This window comes from Stenotrophomonas beteli (assembly GCF_001431665.1).
GTDB classification, from domain to species: domain Bacteria; phylum Pseudomonadota; class Gammaproteobacteria; order Xanthomonadales; family Xanthomonadaceae; genus Stenotrophomonas; species Stenotrophomonas beteli.
The window spans coordinates 19,243-38,484 of record NZ_LLXV01000034.1 but is presented as its reverse complement, the minus strand read 5'-3'; the positions used below and the strand labels follow the sequence as shown (position 1 = coordinate 38,484).

Here is a 19,242-nt window from a genome sequence, read left to right as displayed (position 1 = left end):
TGGCGAAGGCGGGGTGGGTCCGGTTGCGGGGGCGTGAGCCGCATGGATGCGGCGACCGAGCTTACATGGACGTACTTGCAGCGGCCCCCGCAACCGGCCCCACCCCGCCTACCCTCAGGAAACCAGCTTCTGCTTCTGCTGTTGCTGTTGCTCTGGATCACAGCGGGTGCAGGGCGCAGCCCTGCCGGGCAACCCTATACTTGCCGCCGTGACAGCCTTCCCTGCCCTCGTTCCGCTGGATGCGCCGCTGCTGGTGGGCTACAGCGGTGGTGTCGACTCCACCGTGCTGCTGCACTGGCTGTTGCGCTGCGCGCAGACTTCCGGCACCGCCCTGCGCGCAGTGCACGTGCACCACGGCCTGCAGCCCGATGCGGATGACTGGGTGCTGCACTGCCAGCAGCAATGCGACGCCTGGGGCATTGAGCTGGCCGTGCACCGCGTGCAGGTCGACAACCGCGCGGGCCTCGGCCTTGAAGGCGCGGCGCGGCAGGCGCGACGCGCCGCGTTCGCGGCCGAACTGCGCGACGGCGAAACGCTGGCACTGGCGCAGCACCAGGACGACCAGGCCGAGACGTTCCTGCTGCGCGCACTTCGCGGCGCCGGCGTCGATGGCCTTGCTGCGATGGCCGAGGACAGTCGTCTCGGTGCGCACCGCCTGTGGCGCCCCTTGCTGCCGACGCCGCGCAGTGCGCTGCTCGGCTACGCCCGGCAGCACGCGCTGCAGTGGATCGAAGACCCCAGCAACACCGAAGACCTCGCCGATCGCAACTTCCTGCGCCTGCACGTGCTACCGCTGCTGCGCCAGCGCTGGCCGCACGCGGCGGGGGCACTGGCCGGAAGCGCAACGCACTGCCGGCAGACCCGCGACCTGCTGGACGAAGAAGACGCCGAACTGATCGCACATCTGGAAGTCGCACCGCGCGTGCTGTCGCTGCAACTGCTGCGCCAGGTTTCGCCGGGCCGTGCCGCGCGCGTGCTGCGTGCCTGGGTGCTGGGCCACGGCGCGCCGCCGCTGCCGGCCACGGTGCTGCTGCAGGCACTGGATGAGCTGCTGCCGGCAGCCAATGACCGTCAGGCACAGGTCCGCTGGCACGACCATGCGATCCAGCAATGGCGCGACCACGCCTACCTGCTGCCTGCACGGCTGCCGGACCTGCCCGCCGGCTGGCAGGTCACATGGGATGGCCACGCGCCATTGGCGCTGCCCGACGGCGGCCAGCTGTGCCTGCACGGTGCCGACAGGTTCACACGCCCGTTGCAGGTCCGTGCGCGGCTGGGGGGAGAGCGCATCCTGCTGCCGGGCCGTCAGCATTCCCACGCACTGAAGGACTGTCTGCAACGCGAACACCTCGCACCGTGGCGGCGCGCGCAGCTGCCGCTGCTGTTTGAGGACGGGCAACTGCTGGCTGCCGCCGATGTGGTCATCAGCGCGCCGTTGCAGGCGTGGCTGCAGGCCCGGGGCGCGCGGCTGCAGTGGCGTCCTGGTGGCTGGTGAATTGACCCCCGCGCGCAGCCCGTCCACACTTGCCGCATGGCCAAGAAGTCCCCCGAAAACGCCTCCCCGGTCGCCCAGTTCGAGCAGTCGCTCGAGTCGCTGGAGCAGCTGGTGGAGCAGATGGAAACCGGCGAGCTGAGCCTGGAAGCCTCGCTCAGCGCTTACGAACGTGGCGTCGGTCTGTATCGCCAGTGCCAGCAGGCGCTGGAGCAGGCCGAACTGCGCGTGCGCCTGCTCAGCGATCCGGCCCAGCCGGAAGCATCCGAGCCCTTCGATCCGCCCAGCCATGACGGCTGAGGTTCTGTTCGCGCGCTGGCGCGACCGTATCGAAAGCCAGCTCGACGCCGCCCTGCCCTCGCCTGCCGAAGCACCGCAGCGCCTTCACCAGGCCATGCGCCATTCGGTGCTGGGCGGTGGCAAGCGCATGCGCCCGCTGCTGGTCTACGCCAGTGGCCACCTGTTCGGTGCGCAGCCGGAAAGCCTGGATGCGGCGGCCATGTCCGTCGAGCTCATCCACGCCTATTCACTGGTACATGACGATCTGCCGGCGATGGACGACGACGCACTGCGCCGTGGCAAGCCGACCACGCACATCGCCTTTGACGAAGCCACGGCGATCCTCGCCGGCGACGCGCTGCAGACCCGGGCCTTCGGCCTGCTGGCCGATGCGCCGCTGCCGGCCACCCTGCGCGTGGCCTGCCTGCAGACCCTGGCCCACGCGTCCGGTGCGTCCGGCATGTGCGGCGGGCAGGCCCTGGATATCGATGCCACCGGCCAGCAGCAGACGCTGGCGGCATTGACCCGCATGCACGCGCTGAAGACCGGCGCGCTGATCCGTGCGGCAGTGCGCATGGGTGCGCTGTGCGGCCAGGCCCACGAGCCGCAGCTGGCCCAGCTGGATCATTTCGCCGACGCACTCGGCCTGGCGTTCCAGGTGCGCGACGACATCCTCGATGTCGAAGCCAGTTCCGAACAGCTGGGCAAGACCGCCGGCAAGGACCAGGCGCAGGACAAGAGCACCTTCCCCGCACTGCTCGGCATGGACGGCGCCAAGGCACAGCTGCGCGAACTGGCCGCGCGCATGCAGTCCAGCCTGGCCGGCTACGGCGAAGAGGCCGATGCGCTGCGCGCGCTGGCGACACTGGCGGTGGAACGCGATCACTGACCGCAGGCGCTGATGCAGTCACGCTGCGCGCGCCGGGCATGGCCGGGTGCGAGCGCCAACAAAAAAACGCCCGGCAGTGCCGGGCGTTTTCAGTTCACATGCGGACGGTCTTACTTGACCAGGCGCAGCGCGAACGGGTAGCGATAGGCTTCGCCGTTGTTGGCCTTCACCGCCGCAATGATGCAGAACACCAGGTTCAGGATGCCGACGATCGGCGCCAGGATGCCGCCGATGATCACGATGGTCAGCACGATGCAGATCAGCATCGCGATGGTGATGGTGATCTGGAAGTTCAGCGCTTCCTTGGCCTGGTCGGTGACGAAGGCCTTGCTGGCATCATCCTTGTTGATCAGCCAGATGATCAGCGGGCCGATGAACCAGGTGAAGATGCCCAGCAGGTGGGCGGCCAGGGCCATCGTGCGCTGGTCGGCCGGCGCAGTAGTGGTGGCCGGCGGCGGCGGGACGTTATCGAATTCACTCACGACAAAACTCCTTTTCATTGGGTGGTCTTGACCTATCAGCACCAGGCTGATCGCGTCAGGCGGGCATAGCTTACGCCATCAACGCCATCAATCATTACCGGCGATCGTCATTCGTCCGAGCAGGATCGAGCCGGTCCGGATGTGCGAGCGGAGGTCGACGTCGCTGCCAACGGCCTCGATGCTGCTGAACATCTCGCGCAGATTGCCGGCGATGGTGATGCCGTCCACCGGGTACTGGATCTCGCCGTTCTCGACACGGAAGCCGCCAGCACCGCGCGAATAGTCACCCGTCACCCCGTTCACGCCCTGCCCCATCAGCTCGGTCACCAGCAGGCCACTGCCCATCCGGGCGGCAATCTCGTGCAGCGAGCCCGCATTGGCAGCCAGCTGCAGGTTGTGCACGCCGCCGGCATTGGCGGTGGTCTGCAGGCCCAGCTTGCGCGCCGAATAGCTGCCCAGCACGTAGCGCTGCAGCACGCCGTCGCGGACCAGCGCCGAGGCGCGGGTGGCCACGCCATCACCGTCGAAGGCCGCCGAACGCAGGCCACGGCGCAGGTGCGGCAGTTCGTCGATCTGCATCCACTCGGGGAACAGGCGCTGGCCGACGCTGTCCAGCAGGAAGCTGGCCTGGCGGTACAGCGCGCCGCCGGAAACCGCCGTCAGCAGGTGTCCCACCAGGCTGCGCGCCACTTCCGGGGCAAACAGCACCGGCATGCTGCCGGTCGCCAGCGACCGCGGCTGCAGGCGGGCCACGGTGCGCTCGGCGGCCTGGCGCCCGACCCGGCCCACATCCTCCAGGTCCTCGCGCGCCAGCGCGCTGGTGTACCAGCCGTCACGCTGCATGCCATCGCCCTGGCCGGCGATCAGCGCACAGCCGATCGAATGATGGGTGCCGCGCTCCCGGCCGATGAACCCATGCGAATTGGCGTATACCGACAGGCTCTGCATGCTCGACACCGAGGCGCCATCGGAGTTGCGGATCTGTGCGTCGGCCTCGCGCCCGGCGTTCTCGCACGCCAGTGCCAGGTCCACCGCCTCATCGGCCTGCAGCGCCCACGGGTGCCAACTGTCCAGTTCCGGAAAGTGGGTGGCCATCAATGCGGCCTCGGCCAGGCCGGCGGCGGAGTCGTGCTCGGTATGCCGGGCGATCGCGCAGGCCTGCTCGACGGTGGCCGCCAGGCTGCTCTCGTTCAGGTCACCGGTGCTGGCACTGCCCTTGCGCTGGCCGAAATAGACGGTAACGGCGATGCCGCGGTCACGGGTGGACTGCACGGTCTCCACCTCACCCAGGCGGACGTTGACATCCAGGCCACGGTCCTCGCTGCAGCTGACTTCGGCCTGGCTGGCGCCCAGCGCGCGGGCGCGGTCGAGCAGCTGCTGGGAAAGATCGGCCAGCCGTTCCAGGCGGGCCGGGCTGTCGTCACCGACGGCGACTTCAGGGGCGATCACGTTCAATGCTTTATCCTGTGCAGGTTGGGCCCGGCATCACGCCGGGCGACTTTTTTTGAAAGCAGGTGTGGACGATGCGCGGACGCGACGAAGAAACCGGTGAATTCCTTGACAAGAGCCGCAAGCAGAAGCGCGGCGAAGCCCTGGAAGTACTGGCCCTGGGTGAGAAGCTGGTGTCGCTGACCCCGGCCCAGCTGGCGCGCCTGCCGATTCCGGAGGACCTGCTGCCGCACATCGCCGAGTGCAAGCGGATCACCGCGCACATCGCCCACAAGCGGCAGCTGGCGTTCCTGGCCAAGCACATGCGCCGCGAGGACGAGGCCACGCTGGAGGCGATCCGCGATGCGCTGGACGCCAACAGCGAGACCGGCCGCCGCGAGGTGGCGATGATGCACCGCGTGGAAGACTGGCGCGAGCGCCTGCTGGCCGACGGCGACACAGCGCTGGCCGCCCTGCTGGACGACTACCCGCAGGCCGACCGCCAGCAGCTGCGTACGCTGGTACGCAACGCCCAGGCCGAAAAGGCGAAGAACAAGCCGCCACGCGCCTACCGCGAGATCTACCAGGTGCTGCGCGGGCTGATGCTGCCGGCCGCGCTGGGCCTGAAGACCGCCAGCGACGCCGACGCCGACGCCGACGCCGACGCCGACGGCATGCTCGACGACGCCGGCACGGACTGAGTCCGCGCCGGCCAGGGCGCTGGCCGCGGCCATGGCCCGGCTCAGGCCTGGGTACCGCCGACCGTGATGCCCTCGATCAACAGCGAGGGTTGGCCGACACCCACGGGCACGCTCTGCCCGTCCTTGCCACAGACGCCCACGCCCTCATCGAGGGCGAGGTCGTTGCCGATCATGCGCACCTTCTGCATGGTTTCCGGGCCGTTGCCGATCAGCGTCGCGCCCTTCACCGGCGCGGTGATGCGGCCATCCTCGATCAGGTAGGCCTCGGTGGCCGAGAACACGTATTTGCCGCTGGTGATGTCGACCTGGCCGCCGCCGAAGTTCACCGCGTACAGGCCCTTCTTCACCGAACGGATCATCTCCTGCGGATCGTGCTGGCCGGCGCGCATGTAGGTGTTGGTCATGCGCGGCATGGTCAGGTGCGCGAAGGATTCACGGCGTGCGTTGCCGGTGGGCGCCATGCCCATCAACCGCGCATTGAGGCTGTCCTGCATGTAGCCGACCAGGATGCCGTCCTCGATCAACGGGGTGCACTGGGTCGGATGGCCCTCGTCGTCGATGTTCAACGAACCACGGCGTCCATCCAGCGTGCCGTCATCGACGATCGTCACCCCCGGCGCCGCCACGCGTTCGCCGATGCGCCCGGCATAGACGCTGGTGCCCTTGCGGTTGAAGTCGCCTTCCAGGCCATGGCCGACCGCTTCATGCAGCAGCACGCCGGGCCAGCCCGGGCCCAGCACCACCGGCATCACCCCGGCCGGGGCCGGCACGGCTTCCAGATTCACCAGTGCCTGGCGCAACGCCTCGCGGGCCAGCGCTTCCGGGCGGCCGCCGGCGAACAGCTCGTCGTAGCCGAAGCGGCCACCGCCACCGGAGTAGCCGGATTCGCGGCGCCCGTTGTGTTCGACGATCACCTGCACGTTCAGGCGCACCAGCGGGCGCACGTCGGCGCCCAGCACGCCATCGCTGCGGGCGATCAGCACGGTGTCGACGCCGCCGGACAGGCTGACCATCACCTGCTTCACCCGCGGATCGGCCGCACGCAGGTAACCGTCCAGGCGCTTGAGCACCTCGACCTTGGCCTCGTTGCCGATGCCGTCGATCGGGTCCAGCGCCGGGTACAGCGCGCGTGCCGTGCCGCGCAGCAGCGAACGACCCGACTGGGCCCCTCCTTCGCGCGAGATCGCACGTGCCGACTGCGCCGCCGTCAGCAGCGCGTCGGCGTGGATGTCATCGGAATAGGCGAAACCGGTCTTCTCACCGGCGATGGCGCGTACGCCCACGCCCTGTTCGATGGAATGGGCGCCGTCCTTGACGATGCCGTCTTCCACGCTCCAGCTTTCGCGCCGGGCATGCTGGAAATAGAGGTCGCCGAAATCGACACCGGGGCCGAGCAACTGGCCGAAGGCGCGCTCCAGGCCGGCGGTATCCAGGCCACCGGGGCGCAGCAGGCGGTCTTGGGCAAGCGTCAGGGCGATATCAGTCATGGTCTCGATCTGGGGATGCGGGGGCGCTCAGGCAACCCCGTGGGCGGGAGGCCGGGCTCAGCGCGAGCGCGGCAGGTCGGTGACGGTGGGCGGGATGGCCGGCGCCGGTCCTGGCGCTGGCGCTGGCGCTGGCGCTGGCGCTGGCGGGGTCTTGTCGCGGCTGCGTTCGATCACTTCCACCTTCGGTTCCTTCCATGGACCGGTCACCTTGTAGGTACGGGCGCCAATCTCGCCCAGCGGTTTGGACAATACCGCATTGGTGGCCGCGCCGAGCGCCGCCCCCACCGGGCCACCGGCCACCGCGCCGACCACGGTCAGCAGGTTGCCGGCGCGCGGGTTGACGTCGATGGTCTGGTCGAACTGCTGGTTGCGCAGGTCGGCCTGGCCGCGGATGGTGATGTTCGCCGCCGGGCCCTCGATCAGCACCTTGTCGGTGCGCGCCATACCCTGGCCGAACTGCATGCGGCCGTCGATCTGGTTGAACGCAAAGCCCTTCGAGAAGAAGTCACGGAAGTCGAACATCAGGCGGCGGGGCAGCTGGGTGATGCTCAGCAGGCCCAGCACGCGGCCGGCCCCCGGCTCCAGCTCCAGCAGCTGGCCATTGCGTGCATGCAGGTCCAGGCTGCCCTGCAGATTGGCCAGCTGGAAGTCCGACGGGCCGCCACTCCAGGAGGCCTGCAGCTGCGCCTGGCCGGAACCACCGCGCAACTGGCCACCATAGTCGAGGTTCTGCATCAGCCCGCCCAGGTCCTCACTGCGCACCTGTGCGGTCAGTTCGGTGCGGGCGCCGCCGCTGCGGCCCAGCCAGCGGCCACTGATGTCGATTTCCTGGTCCGGCGCGCGGAAGCGCAGTTCGTCCACGTTCAGGCCGTTGGCCAGCGGACGCGTGCGCAGCACCGCCTGGCCCAGCACCACCTTGCCGAACTTCAGGTCGGCAATGTCCAGCGCGAACGGTGGCAACTTTGCCGGGTCCATGTCATTGGCACCGGCCTGCACCCGTGCCGGTGCCGCCGTCGCCCCCGGTGCCGCCGGCAGCGACTGCCAGTGCACGCGGTCGAGCTGGCCACTGATGGTGCCGCCTTCGGCGTTGGGCACGGTCAGGCGGCCGGCCAGCGAGGGGCCATCCAGGCGCACGTCCAGCGCCTGCGCGCCCGGGCGCAGCTGCAACCGGGTCTGCTCGAACACGCCGCCGATCAGCTTCAGCTGGCCGACCTGCACGTCCACTGCGCGCAGGGGCATGGCTTCATCGTCGCTGCCTCCGCGGGCCAGGCTGATCCACTCCAGTGCGTCCAGGGTCGGGCTGCGGCCATTGACCGTCAGGCCGCTCGGCGGCGGCTCGCGGTCGACACGGTCGCTGCCGAGCGTGACCTGGACGCCGGTCTGGTTGTTGTGGCTGCGCGCGGCCAGGGCCAGGCGCTGGCCGAACGCCACGTCGATGCGGCCGGCGCCCATCGGCAGCTGCGCGGCCACCGTGGTCGCCAGCGGCTCGGTGGCCGGCTTGTCCAGCGGCGCCGGCAGGTCCAGGCGGGTCCCGACCAGATCCGAACTCAACCGCAGTTCGCTGGCGGGCGCAGGCGCCCCTGGTGCCACCTTGGGCAGGTTCACCGCGATGGTCCACGGCGAGGTGCCGTTGATATAGGGCTTGAGCCAGGCCATTTCCGGCGCACGGTCGAACAGCACCCCGGCGTCAAGGTGGGCCGACAGTTGCGATTCGAAGGCCAGCCTGCTGTCCCGCACGTAGCCACCGGCACGCAGGGTCAGGCGGCCGTCCTGGCCGAGATGCCGCACCGACAGTTCCTCGGCATCGAAGCCGCCATTGCTGTAGCGCGCCTGCCCGTGCACGTTGTCGAACGCCAGCTGGAAGCGCTTGTCGACCAGCTTCACGCCGGCCAGATCGACCGTGCCCTGCAGGTGGCCGCCCCCTTCATCGTGGTGCAGCGGCTGCAGCAGATCGAAGGTCACGTGCGCAGGGCCGGCAGCGGTGAGATTGTCCAGGGTGTCGCCGTAGTCCTTGTGCAGCGGGCTTTGCCGCAGCATCGCCAGCAGCTTGCCGGCCTCGCTCTGCGCATCGGCGCGCACATACAGGGGCTGCTGGCCGAAGTCGGCAATGCCCGCTTCGAAGGTCTGCACCGCCACCCCGGCCAGATCACCGCGTCCGCGCATGTCGAAGCCGGGGCCGATGAAGGCGATGTCGGCATCGACCTGGCTCATCAACGGCCAGTCGTGCTGGAAGCGGATCTCACCCTGGGTGATGTGGCCGGTGGCCTCGAAGCGGCCATCGTGGTTGTCGAACGGCCAGTCGTCCAGATCGCCACTGACCAGGCCGATACCATTGCGAACCTCGCCGCCGGCCAGCGCCATGTCCAGCCAGTCGGTGGCACCCTTGCTCATCCTGGAGTGGATCCAGAAGCGCTTGGCCGCGGTCATCGGCACGTCGTCCAGCTTGGCCGCCAGCTGCAGCCACGGCCGCGTACCGTCACCCTGGAACCACACACCACCGCGCACGTCGGCCGCATAGTCGGTACCTTCCACGCGCATCGCGGCAGTGCCGATGCGCCAGCCACCGCCTTCGTCGCGCCAGCCCACGATCTGCCCGGCCAGGTGCAGGTCATGGCGCACGCCGAAGCCGGTCGGCCAATCGAACTGCAGCTGCCGTTGCGGCTGAAGCTGCAGGCTGAAACCCTCGGCATCGCCTTCGAAACGCCCGCCAAGGCCGCGCAGGCCCGGTGAATTGCCGACGCTGGCAAAGCCCAGCGACTGCAGTTCCCCCTGCGCCCACAACGGGCCATCGCGTTCGCCCGACAGCTGCAACGCGCGCACGTCCAGCTGCGGCCTGGACAGGAACAGCCAGCGACGCAGGCCCGGCTCAAGGCGGTCGCTCAGGGCCAGCGCACGCAGCGCGATGCCGGCCTGCACTTCACCGGAGCGGACCTGCAGCTGTTTGCCGATCTGCAGTTGCAGGCCATCGAGGCGCTGCTCGCCGTCTTCATTCTTCAGCCGCAGCCGCGGTACCTGCAGCGCCCAGCCCTCGGCCTGGCGCTGCCAGCGCAGGCGGGCCTGCAATCGCTGCAGCTGCAGCTGCGGCGCCGCCATGCCGGGTATCGGTGCGCCATCGATGCGTACGTCGCGCAGGTCCGAATCCGTGGTCACCGCCACCGGCACGAAATCACGCAGGGTCAGCCACAGGTTCAATTCGCCCTTGCCTTCGCGCAGGCGCACGCCGGCGGCCGCCAGCAGTGGCGACCAGGCATGGAAATCAACGGGATCGGCACCCAGCCAGGCCTGGCCGTTGCCATGGCTGCGGTCCACGTCCAGCACCGCGGTCAGCGGCAGGGCGTCCGCCTGCGCCCACGCGCGCACGCCCACCCGCAGGCGGTCACCGTTGACCCGCAGGCGCAGGTCGATGCGCGGCAACGTGGCATCGATGCCCAGCTGCGCCGCGTGCACGCCCAGGCGGCCCTCGATCACCTGCAGCTCGCCGAGCCGTCGCAGCGCGTCCAGCGGGTCCCCCCCGCTGCTGGACTGCGGCAGCCCACGCACCGACCAGCGGCCGTCCTCGCCCTGTTGCAGGTCCAATGCCAGGCCGCGCAGGCGCAGCTCGGTCAGCGAGCGCCCGGGCAGCAGGCCGCTGTACATCGACACCAGCACCTCGGCCTCGCCGATGGCCAGGCCCTGGCCGGCGCCGATCCGCAGGCCCTTCAGCTGCAGCAGCGGGCCGCGCCGGGTCCAGGCGGTCTGCAGCTGGTCGAAACGCACCGGCTGGCCAGCGCGTTCACTCAGCCAGGCGGCAATCCTGTCGGGATGACGCTCGGCCAGCGGCAACAGCTGGCTGAGCGTGCCCACCAGCAGTGCAAGCCCGACCAGGCCCACCGCACAGGCGGCAATGAAATGACGGCGGATCCTTCGCAGTCGCAGGCGCGGTGGCGCGCTCATCGGCCACCGCCGGCCTGCAGCCGGCGAGGATCAGAGCAGAACGACATCGAACTGCTCCTGCAGGTACTGCTCGTCCGCCTGGAAGCGGATGCTCTTGCCGAGGAATTCCTCCAGCTCGGCCACCGCCGAGGACTCCTCGTCGGTGATCCGCGCCACCACCTTGGTCGAGGCGATCACCAGCAGGCGCGCCGCATCGAACTGGCGCACCGCACGGGTGATCTCGCGGAAGATCTCGTAGGTGACCGTCTCGGTGGTCTTGATGCTGCCACGGCCACTGCACTGCGGGCAGGTTTCCGACAGCTGGCGCTCCAGGCTTTCGACCGTGCGCTTGCGCGTCATCTCCACCAGCCCCAGCGGCGAGAAGTCGTACACCGTGGTCTTGGCATGGTCGCGGGCCAGCGCCTTTTCCAGGGTGCGAAGCACCTGGCGGCGATGCTCGGCATCGTCCATGTCGATGAAGTCGATGATGATGATGCCGCCCAGGTTGCGCAGGCGCAGCTGGCGGGCCACCGCCTGTGCCGCTTCCAGGTTGGTGCGAAAGACGGTCTCTTCCAGATTGCGCTGGCCGAGGAACGAACCGGTGTTCACATCGATGGTGGTCATCGCCTCGGTCTGGTCGATCACCAGATAGCCGCCGGACTTCAGCGGTACCTGCTTGTCCAGCGCGCGGCCGATCTCGTCCTCCACGCCGAACATGTCGAAGATCGGGCGGTCGCCGGAGTACAGCTCGATCTTCTCGGCCAGCACCGGCATGTACTTGGCCACGAAGGCCTGCAGCTGGGCGAAGGTCTCCTTCGAGTCCACCTTCACCTTGTCCACGTCCTTGCGGATCAGGTCGCGAACCGAACGCAGCGGCAGGCTCAGGTCTTCATAGATGATGCTGCACGGCGGCGCTTCGCGGCCGCGGCGCTCGACCACGTTCCACACCCGTGACAGGTAGGCGATGTCCTCGGCGATGGCTTCGGCCGGCTGCCCTTCGGCATTGGTGCGCACGATGTAGCCATAGCCACCGTGCTGGGCCGACAGTTCGGTCACCAGTGCCTTCAGCCGCGCGCGTTCGGCTTCATCCTCGATGCGCGCCGACACGCCCACCACCTTCGACTGCGGCAGCAGCACCATGTAGCGCGAGGGAATGCTGATCTGCGTGGTCAGCCGCGCCCCCTTGGTGCCGATCGGGTCCTTCACCACCTGCACCACGATGTCCTGGCCGTCGCGCAGCAGCTCCACGATCGGCACGCTGGCCGGCGGCGGCAGCGTGGTGTTCTCGGTATCGGCACTGGCCACCGGCGCCGGACGCACCACATCGTTTGCATGCAGGAACGCCGCGCGTTCCAACCCGACTTCGACGAAGGCCGCCTGCATGCCGGGCATGACCCGCTGCACCTTGCCCCGGTAGATGTTGCCGACCACGCCACGGCGCCAGCCGCGCTCGATGTGCAGTTCCTGCAGCATGCCATTTTCGATCACCGCAACCCGGGTCTCGCGCGGGGTCACATTGACCAGGATTTCTTCAGACATCGGCAGCCTCCCTGGCGGCATCGGCAGTAGGAGCCGGCACGCCGCAGCGTGCCAGCAGACGATCGGTGTGCAGCAGCGGCAGCCCCATCACGCCGGAATAGCTGCCGGAAAGATGTTCGATCCAGCGCTCGGCCCCGCCCTGGATGGCGTAGGCACCGGCCTTGTCCAGCGGTTCGCCGGTGGCCACGTACGCGGCGATGTCGGCCGCGGCGATCGGGGCGAAGGTCACCTCGGAAATGACCAGCTCGCTGTCCACGCCGTCGGCGCCGACCACCACCACGGCCGTCATCACCTGGTGGGTACGCCCGGCCAGGCGCGCCAGCATCGCGCGCGCATCGGCCGCATCGGCCGGCTTGCCGAACACTTCACCGTCCAGCACCACTTCGGTGTCCGAGCCCAGCACCCGCGCCTGAGGGTCGTCAGCCAGCACCTGGGCCAGCCCGGCACGCGCCTTGTCGGCGGCAACCCGGCAGACATAGTGTTCGGCGCTTTCGGTCGCCGCACGCTGCTCGACGACCTCCAGGTCCAAGGCCTGGAAGGGACGTCCGAGTCGGGCCAGCAGCTGGTTGCGTCGGGGGGAGCGGGAAGCAAGATAGAGCATCGGCACAGCATAACCTGAGGCCGCCACCTGAATCGTCGGCAACCCGTTCCGGAATGCGTTCAACCCCGCACGGGCTCACAGCGCGTTCATCGCTACGACACCACCCTCACCGCACAACAAGGAGATCCCATGCGCCTGACCGCCACCCCGCTGCTGCTTGCCCTGTCCCTCGCCCTTGGAACCTCGATGACCGCCCATGCCGCTCCGTCGTCGCCGTCGATCGCCGCCCCGGCCGAAGGCACCCTGCTGAACATCTCGGCCAACGCCGAAGCCACCCGCGTGCCGGACGTGGCCACGCTGTCGGCCGGCGTGGTCACCCAGGCCGCCGACGGCAACAGCGCGATGCGCCAGAATGCCCAGCAGATGGACAAGGTGCTGGCAGCGATCAAGGCCGCCGGCATCGCCGAGCGCGACGTGCAGACCAGCGGCGTCAGCCTCAACCCGCAGTACCGTTACGCCGAAAACGAAGCGCCGAAGATCACCGGCTACCAGGCCAGCAACACGGTCAGCCTGAAGGTCCGCGACATCGCCAAGCTCGGCAAGGTGCTCGATGCGCTGGCCGCACAGGGCGCCAACCAGATCAACGGCCCCAGCTTCGAGATCGACCAGCCCGAACCGGTGTATGACGAAGCCCGCCTGGCCGCACTGAAGAAGGCCCAGGACCGTGCCCAGACCTATGCCAAGTCGCTGGGCCTGCAGGTGCGCCGCATTGTCAGCATCTCTGAAAACGCCGGCGGTGGTTATCGCCCGGTGCCGATGATGCGGACCATGTCCGCCGGCGCGGCGATGGACAAGGTCACCCCGGTCGCCCCGGGCGAATCCACCGTGTCGGTCAACCTGGACGTGGTGTTCGAACTGGGTCGCTGATCGCCTCGCGGTCCGCTGCGCAGAGGCGGGTCCCGCAGGGGGCCCGCCTTTTTCATGCGTGACGACGGCGCAGGCTGAAGGCCAGCTCAACGAATCGAACCCTGCCTCTAGGCAGTGGCCGTCGCACCGCGCTACTGATGGACTGCCAGCCGCGTGCGGCAACCCCGCCACGGGCCCTGGTGCGTTGAGGACTTCGTCACTGGCATGGAGGTGGACCATGGTTCGTACGTATCCCGTTGCATCCGCGCATTTCGACCCCGCCCGCGTCGCCGCCTGGAGTGCGGCCATCGCCCTGCACCTGCTCGCGTTCCTGTTGCTGCTGATCCCGGCCACCTACCAGGCCATCACCGCGCTGCCGCGCGACAACACCACGGTGCGGCTGATTCCCAGGGAACTGCCGCCGCCGCCCGCGCCCCCCAGCCCACCGAAGCACGTGGATGTGGACGTGGTGCCCAAGCACCAGACGGTGCCGAGGGAAGCAACGCCGCTGCCGCCGCCGACCGCCACGCTTGAGGAAGCACAGGGCATCGTCACCCCCGCCGCCGACTCCGCGCCGGTGCAGGCGGCGACGACCATCGACCGCTCGGCACCCGTGGCCGGCGCCCAGCTTCAGTACCTCAGCGCCCCGCCGCCGGCCTACCCGATCCAGGCCCTGCGCAATCACGAGCAGGGCACGGTGCTGCTGCGGGTGGAGGTGGACGGCCGCGGCCAGCCGGTCGCAGTGAGCATCGAACGCAGCAGTGGCTCGCGCACCCTCGACCAGGCCGCCCGCCAGCAGGTGCTCCGGCACTGGCGTTTTGAGCCTGCCCTGCGTGACGGCGCGGCGGTTCCGGCCATTGGCCTGGTGCCGGTGCAGTTCTCCCTGCCCGACTGACCCGGTGGCCGGCCCGGCGGGACCCGGGCCGGCCCCGATGGCGAGGCGAAGGGGGTCTTTCTCGTCCAGATGTTACTGATTAAGCAAAATTTCACGGCGTCGTCACTCGCTGGAAACCTAGATTGGCGCGTCCCGGTATTGATCCGGCGACAGCCCTCAACGCTACGGTTTTCCAGTTAGGAGAGAAGCTGTGAAACACCCGATCCAACGGCCCGCCAGCCGCCGCCGCACCACCCTGGCATCGTCCATCACCCACATCCTCACCGGCGGCGCCCTGCTGCTGGCCGGCGCCGTCGCTTCCTCCTCCGCCTTCGCGCAGGACAAAGCCACCAACCTCGACCGCATCACGGTCACCGGCTCCAACATCCCGCGTACCAACACCGAGACGCCGTCCCCGGTGCAGGTGGTGAGCCGCCAGGAGATCGACCGCAGTGGCAAGGCCACGCTGGCCGAGTACCTGCAGACGATCACCGCCGACGGCGCCGGCTCCATTCCCAAGACCTTCGGCAACGGCTTCGCCGGTGGCGGCGCCGGCATCTCGCTGCGCGGCCTCGGTGCGGGCTCGACGCTGGTGCTGTTGAATGGCCGCCGCATGGCGACCTACGGCCTGGCCGACGACGGCCAGAAGGTGTTCACCGACCTCAGCACCATTCCGCTCGATGCCGTCGAGCGCGTGGAAGTGCTGAAGGACGGCGCCTCGGCGATCTACGGCTCCGATGCCATCGCCGGCGTGGTCAACATCATCCTGCGCAGCGACTTCGAAGGTGCGATCCTGCGTGCGTCCTACGGCCTGTCCGGTGACAGCGACGGCGATACCAAGAAGGCGACCCTGACCGCCGGTACCGGCGACCTGTCCAAGGATGGCTGGAACGCATTCTTCAGCCTGGATGTCGGCAAGTCCGACGCGATTAAGATCAGCGACCGCAAGAACCGCAAGTGGATCGGCACCGGCGACACGCGCCAGTGGGGCTATGACGCCACCGACGCGCAGTTCCTCGGCGGCGCCTACCTCAGCGGCCGTACCAACGGCGGCGTCGGCCCGAACGGCTCGGTGTTCAACAATGATTCGCCGTCGCCGCATCTGGTGGCACTGCCGGGCTGCGCCAACCTGAGCTCCATCCCGGGCCAGACCGAAGCCTCCTCGGCGGCCCAGGGCTGCCTGTGGGATCCGGCCCAGCAGTTCCGTGACCTGACCCCGGAAGAGAAGTACATCAACGTATTCGGCCGCGCGACCTTCGCCTTCGGTGAAGGCGGCGAGGTCTACACCGAGATCGGCTACTCGAAGAAGGAAACCATCTTCAGCAATACCCCGTCGGGTGTTTCCGGCGGCTGGGGCTTCCCCGGCGGCCCGAAGAATGCCAGCAGCGGTGACGGCGCGACGATGCTCTATGCCGGCCATCCGGACAACCCGCTGCCGTATGCGGCGCGCCTGCGCTACAGCGCGTGGGACGTCGGCCCGCGCGTGACCAACAATACCAACGAGTTCAATCGCTTCCTGGTCGGCGTCAAGGGCAACTGGGGCGACTGGAGCTATGACACCGCCTACCTGCATTCGGGCACCGACCTGGTGAACAAGCGCACCGGCTTCCTGCGTTACAGCTCGGTGCTGTGCGCGCTGGGCAACCCGAACTGCGCCGGCGGTACCTGGCGCATCGGCGACAACGCCAACCTGAACTCGCAGGCACTGTACGACTACATCTCGCCGACCATCAGCGCGCGTGCCAAGTCCAGCCTGGACATGTTCGACTTCACCGTCTCGCGCAGCCTGGCCGACCTCAAGGGCGGTCCGCTGGGCCTGGCCATCGGTACCGAGTGGCGCAAGACCAGCAACAGCCTGACCCCGCAGACCTACACCGACCAGGGTGACATCATCGGCCTGGGCTATTCGGCCTACGACGGCACCCAGAACGTGTACGCCGGCTACGTCGAACTGTCGGCACCAGTGCTGGAACAGCTGGAACTGTCCGGCGCCGTGCGTTACGACAAGTACGAAAGCGGTGAAGGCAAGGCCACGCCGAAGCTGGGCGTGAAGTGGACCCCGGCCGACTGGATCGCACTGCGCGCCAGCTACGCCGAAGGCTTCCGTGCGCCGAACCCGGCCGAGAACGGTGACGGTGGCCTGGCCGCCTTCTCCAACGCCCGCGATCCGGTGCGTTGCGCCATCGATGCCGGTGAGTGCACGCCGCGCTCGATCGCGATCATCACCCGCCCCAACAAGGACCTGAAGCCGGAAGAGTCCAAGAGCTACTCGGTGGGCCTGGTGCTGCAGCCGACCTCGACCACTTCGATGACCGTCGATGCCTGGCAGATCAAGCGCACCAACGAGATCGTGCAGGGCAACACCGCAGCCGCCATCCTCGCCGGCAATGTGCTGCGTGACTCCAACAACATCGGTGGCGTGCCCAACTCGGGCAGCATCCTGGCCGTCAACACCGGCTACGTGAATGCCAGCTCGTCGCGGGTCCGCGGTATCGATACCGATATCCGCCAGACCTTCGACATCGGCCCGGGCCAGCTGGAGCTGGACCTGCAGTGGAGCCACATCCTGAAGTTCGAGCGCACCGAAGGCGATGAGACCGTCGACTATGCCGGCACGCACGGCAACTGCGACGTGACCAACTGCATCGGTACGCCGAAGGACAAGATCAACTTCGGCACCACCTGGAAGCAGGGTGCGTGGAGCGTGAGCGGTGTTGCCAACTACATCAGCAAGATGGACAACACCGACAAGCGTGGCGGCGACTACCAGGCGTTCTACGAGGACGGCACGCCGGTGACGAAGATTTCTTCGTTCACCACCTTCGATCTGTCCGGCCGCTGGAACATCACCGACGCCTTCGAGCTCAATGCCTCGGTGGCCAACGTGTTCGACCGCATCGCACCGCTCGATCCGACCACCTACGGCGGCGTGAACTACAACCCGATGCACTTCTCCGGTGCACTGGGCCGTTACTTCACCGTGGGCGCCAAGTACACCTTCCGCTGATCCATCGCGGCGCGTGACCTGCAAAGGCCCGGGTTCCCCCGGGCCTTTGCTTTTGTGCACACGCGGCAACGGCGATGATGCAGTCCCTGACTGGAGCTCCGTCCATGCCCGCTTCCACCCAACGTCTCGGCCTGGCTGCACTGACCGCACTGGTCGTGGGTTCGATGGTGGGGGCGGGCATCTTCTCGCTGCCGCAGAACGTGGCCCGCAGTGCCGGCCCGGCCGCCGCGATGATCGGCTGGGTTCTGAGCGGTGCGGGCATGCTGATGCTGGCCTTCGTGTTCCAGGCCCTGGCCAACCGCCGTCCTGACCTGGACACCGGCATCTACGCCTACGCCCGTGAGGGCTTCGGCAACTACATCGGCTTTTCCGCAGCCTGGGGCTACTGGGTGGCTTCGGTGCTGGGCAACGCCAGCTTCTTCGTGCTGATCTTCAGCGGGCTGGGCCATTTCCTGCCGGTCTTCGGCGAAGGCAACACGGCCGCCGCGGTCGCTGCGTCATCGTTGCTGCTGTGGACCGTGCACCTGCTGGTGCTGCGCGGCCTGCGTACCGCCGCCATCATCAACGGCCTGGTAACCGTGGCCAAGTTGCTGCCGATCGCGCTGTTCCTGGTGCTGGCCGCCGGCGCGTTCCGCATGGAGGTGTTCCGCGCCGACTTCTTCGGCACGCCTGTACTCGGCGAGCTCGGCCAGCAACTGCGCGGCATGATGCTGGTCACCGTGTGGGTGTTCATCGGCATCGAAGGTGCCAGCATCTACTCGCGGCGCGCGGCTCGCCGTGCCGATGTCGGCCGTGCCACGGTGATCGGCTTCCTCGGCGTCTGGCTGCTGCTGGTGCTGGTCAGCCTGCTGTCGATGGGCGTGCTGTCGCAGGCAGAACTGGCCGGGCTGCCCAACCCATCGATGGCCTACGTGCTGCGTGCCATCGTCGGCGAATGGGGCGCGACGGTGATCATCGCCGGCTCGATCATTTCGGTGCTGGGCGCGCTGCTGGCCTGGGTGCTGCTGTGTGCCGAAGTGCTGTATGCCGCCGCCGGCGACGGCACCATGCCCGCCTTCCTGGGACGCGACAATGCGCGCGGCGTGCCAGCCAACGCGTTGTGGCTGAGCAACGGCCTGATCCAGCTGTTCCTGCTGCTGGTGCTGTTCAATTCCGGAAGCTATACCGGCCTGGTGCTGCTGGCCGCCTCGATGAGCCTGGTGCCCTATTTCCTGTCCGCAGCCTTCGCCGTGCAACTGGCCTGGCGCGGGCACGCCTACGCGGGTGAGCCGGGCGTGCGTTGGCGCGATCTGGTGGCCGCGCTGCTGGCCAGCGCCTATGCGCTGTGGCTGGTGTATGCCGGCGGTCTGCACAACCTGCTGCTGTCGGTGCTGCTGTACGTTCCCGGCGTCGTACTGTTCGCGCTGACCCGGCGCCAACGCGGCGAGCCGGTATTCACGCGCTGGGAGTGGGTGCTGTTCGGCGCCATCGTGCTGGTGGCGATCACCACGCTGGTGGCGTTCTGCAGAGGTGAGCTGGCACTGTAGAGCCGAGCCCACGCTCGGCATCATCCTCGAAGCCGAGCATGACTGGGCTCTACAACGACGCAAAAAAAACCTGCATCTCGCGATGCAGGTTTCTCAAGGTGGCGCCCGAAGTTGGACTCGAACCAACGACCCCCTGATTAACAGTCAAGTGCTCTAACCGGCTGAGCTATTCGGGCAGA

At 68.3% G+C, this 19,242-nt stretch carries 14 protein-coding genes and 1 tRNA gene; 8 read left to right on the top strand and 7 right to left on the bottom strand.

Annotated elements, in window-relative coordinates:
• Nucleotides 1–208 precede the first annotated feature (208 nt).
• From tilS to ARC23_RS08935, 3 genes are read left to right on the top strand one after another with little or no spacing between them, the layout of a single operon-like run.
• The gene (gene tilS / locus ARC23_RS08945; protein WP_238985223.1) at nt 209–1,495 is read left to right on the top strand and encodes a tRNA lysidine(34) synthetase TilS; all 1,287 of its coding nucleotides are present in this window, start codon (nt 209–211) and stop codon (nt 1,493–1,495) included.
• 36 nt (nt 1,496–1,531) lie between these two features.
• A complete protein-coding gene (locus ARC23_RS08940) occupies nt 1,532–1,792 on the top strand; it encodes an exodeoxyribonuclease VII small subunit (protein WP_005410522.1) in 261 nt (86 codons plus the stop codon).
• Entirely contained in the window at nt 1,782–2,660 is an 879-nt protein-coding gene (locus ARC23_RS08935) for a polyprenyl synthetase family protein (protein WP_057496925.1), read from the top strand. The genes ARC23_RS08940 and ARC23_RS08935 overlap by 11 nt, the downstream gene beginning before the upstream one ends.
• 110 nt (nt 2,661–2,770) lie before the next feature.
• Here ARC23_RS08935 and ARC23_RS08930 read toward each other — a convergent pair whose 3' ends face one another.
• Nucleotides 2,771–3,142, bottom strand: a complete 372-nt coding sequence (locus tag ARC23_RS08930) for a DUF4870 domain-containing protein (protein ID WP_057496924.1) — start codon at nt 3,140–3,142, stop codon at nt 2,771–2,773.
• Between the two features lie 87 nt (nt 3,143–3,229).
• Nucleotides 3,230–4,597 (bottom strand): metalloprotease PmbA, encoded by a 1,368-nt coding sequence (gene pmbA / locus ARC23_RS08925; RefSeq protein ID WP_057496923.1) that lies wholly within the window; start codon nt 4,595–4,597, stop codon nt 3,230–3,232.
• A 68-nt stretch (nt 4,598–4,665) separates the two neighbouring features.
• Between pmbA and yjgA the strand changes: the two genes are divergently transcribed.
• Nucleotides 4,666–5,271, top strand: coding sequence for a ribosome biogenesis factor YjgA (yjgA, locus tag ARC23_RS08920; RefSeq protein ID WP_057496922.1), 606 nt, complete (start codon nt 4,666–4,668; stop codon nt 5,269–5,271).
• 41 nt (nt 5,272–5,312) lie between these two features.
• Here yjgA and tldD read toward each other — a convergent pair whose 3' ends face one another.
• From tldD to ARC23_RS08900, 4 genes are read right to left on the bottom strand one after another with little or no spacing between them, the layout of a single operon-like run.
• Entirely contained in the window at nt 5,313–6,758 is a 1,446-nt protein-coding gene (gene tldD, locus ARC23_RS08915; protein WP_057496921.1) for a metalloprotease TldD, read from the bottom strand.
• A 57-nt stretch (nt 6,759–6,815) separates the two neighbouring features.
• Nucleotides 6,816–10,691 (bottom strand): YhdP family protein, encoded by a 3,876-nt coding sequence (locus ARC23_RS08910; protein WP_057496920.1) that lies wholly within the window; start codon nt 10,689–10,691, stop codon nt 6,816–6,818.
• A gap of 30 nt (nt 10,692–10,721) precedes the next feature.
• On the bottom strand, nt 10,722–12,209 hold the full coding sequence (gene rng / locus ARC23_RS08905) for a ribonuclease G (protein WP_057496919.1): 1,488 nt from the start codon (nt 12,207–12,209) through the stop codon (nt 10,722–10,724).
• Nucleotides 12,202–12,810, bottom strand: coding sequence for a Maf family nucleotide pyrophosphatase (locus tag ARC23_RS08900; protein WP_057496918.1), 609 nt, complete (start codon nt 12,808–12,810; stop codon nt 12,202–12,204). Before ARC23_RS08900 ends, rng begins: the two co-directional genes overlap by 8 nt.
• A gap of 129 nt (nt 12,811–12,939) precedes the next feature.
• Here ARC23_RS08900 and ARC23_RS08895 point away from each other — a divergent pair, with 129 nt between their 5' ends.
• From ARC23_RS08895 to ARC23_RS08880, 4 genes are all read left to right on the top strand, one after another.
• Nucleotides 12,940–13,677, top strand: coding sequence for an SIMPL domain-containing protein (locus ARC23_RS08895; protein WP_057496917.1), 738 nt, complete (start codon nt 12,940–12,942; stop codon nt 13,675–13,677).
• A 217-nt stretch (nt 13,678–13,894) separates the two neighbouring features.
• Entirely contained in the window at nt 13,895–14,551 is a 657-nt protein-coding gene (locus tag ARC23_RS08890) for an energy transducer TonB (RefSeq protein ID WP_057496916.1), read from the top strand.
• A gap of 190 nt (nt 14,552–14,741) precedes the next feature.
• Nucleotides 14,742–17,537: a TonB-dependent receptor gene (locus tag ARC23_RS08885; RefSeq protein WP_057496915.1), complete on the top strand. Its 2,796-nt coding sequence runs from the start codon at nt 14,742–14,744 to the stop codon at nt 17,535–17,537.
• A gap of 104 nt (nt 17,538–17,641) precedes the next feature.
• The gene (locus tag ARC23_RS08880) at nt 17,642–19,063 is read left to right on the top strand and encodes a basic amino acid/polyamine antiporter (protein WP_057496914.1); all 1,422 of its coding nucleotides are present in this window, start codon (nt 17,642–17,644) and stop codon (nt 19,061–19,063) included.
• Nucleotides 19,064–19,162: 99 nt separating this feature from the next.
• On the opposite strand, the gene ARC23_RS08875 is transcribed toward ARC23_RS08880, so the two are convergent.
• A tRNA-Asn gene (locus ARC23_RS08875) sits at nt 19,163–19,239 on the bottom strand.
• Nucleotides 19,240–19,242 lie beyond the last annotated feature (3 nt).

Coding starts and splice junctions, on each gene's coding strand:
- ARC23_RS08900 (WP_057496918.1), bottom strand. CDS start 12,810: ATGCTCTATCTTGCTTCCCGCTCCCCCCGACGCAACCAGCTGCTGGCC.
- ARC23_RS08910 (WP_057496920.1), bottom strand. CDS start 10,691: ATGAGCGCGCCACCGCGCCTGCGACTGCGAAGGATCCGCCGTCATTTC.
- tldD (WP_057496921.1), bottom strand. CDS start 6,758: ATGACTGATATCGCCCTGACGCTTGCCCAAGACCGCCTGCTGCGCCCC.
- ARC23_RS08880 (WP_057496914.1), top strand. CDS start 17,642: ATGCCCGCTTCCACCCAACGTCTCGGCCTGGCTGCACTGACCGCACTG.
- yjgA (WP_057496922.1), top strand. CDS start 4,666: ATGCGCGGACGCGACGAAGAAACCGGTGAATTCCTTGACAAGAGCCGC.
- ARC23_RS08940 (WP_005410522.1), top strand. CDS start 1,532: ATGGCCAAGAAGTCCCCCGAAAACGCCTCCCCGGTCGCCCAGTTCGAG.
- ARC23_RS08890 (WP_057496916.1), top strand. CDS start 13,895: ATGGTTCGTACGTATCCCGTTGCATCCGCGCATTTCGACCCCGCCCGC.
- rng (WP_057496919.1), bottom strand. CDS start 12,209: ATGTCTGAAGAAATCCTGGTCAATGTGACCCCGCGCGAGACCCGGGTT.
- ARC23_RS08935 (WP_057496925.1), top strand. CDS start 1,782: ATGACGGCTGAGGTTCTGTTCGCGCGCTGGCGCGACCGTATCGAAAGC.
- ARC23_RS08895 (WP_057496917.1), top strand. CDS start 12,940: ATGCGCCTGACCGCCACCCCGCTGCTGCTTGCCCTGTCCCTCGCCCTT.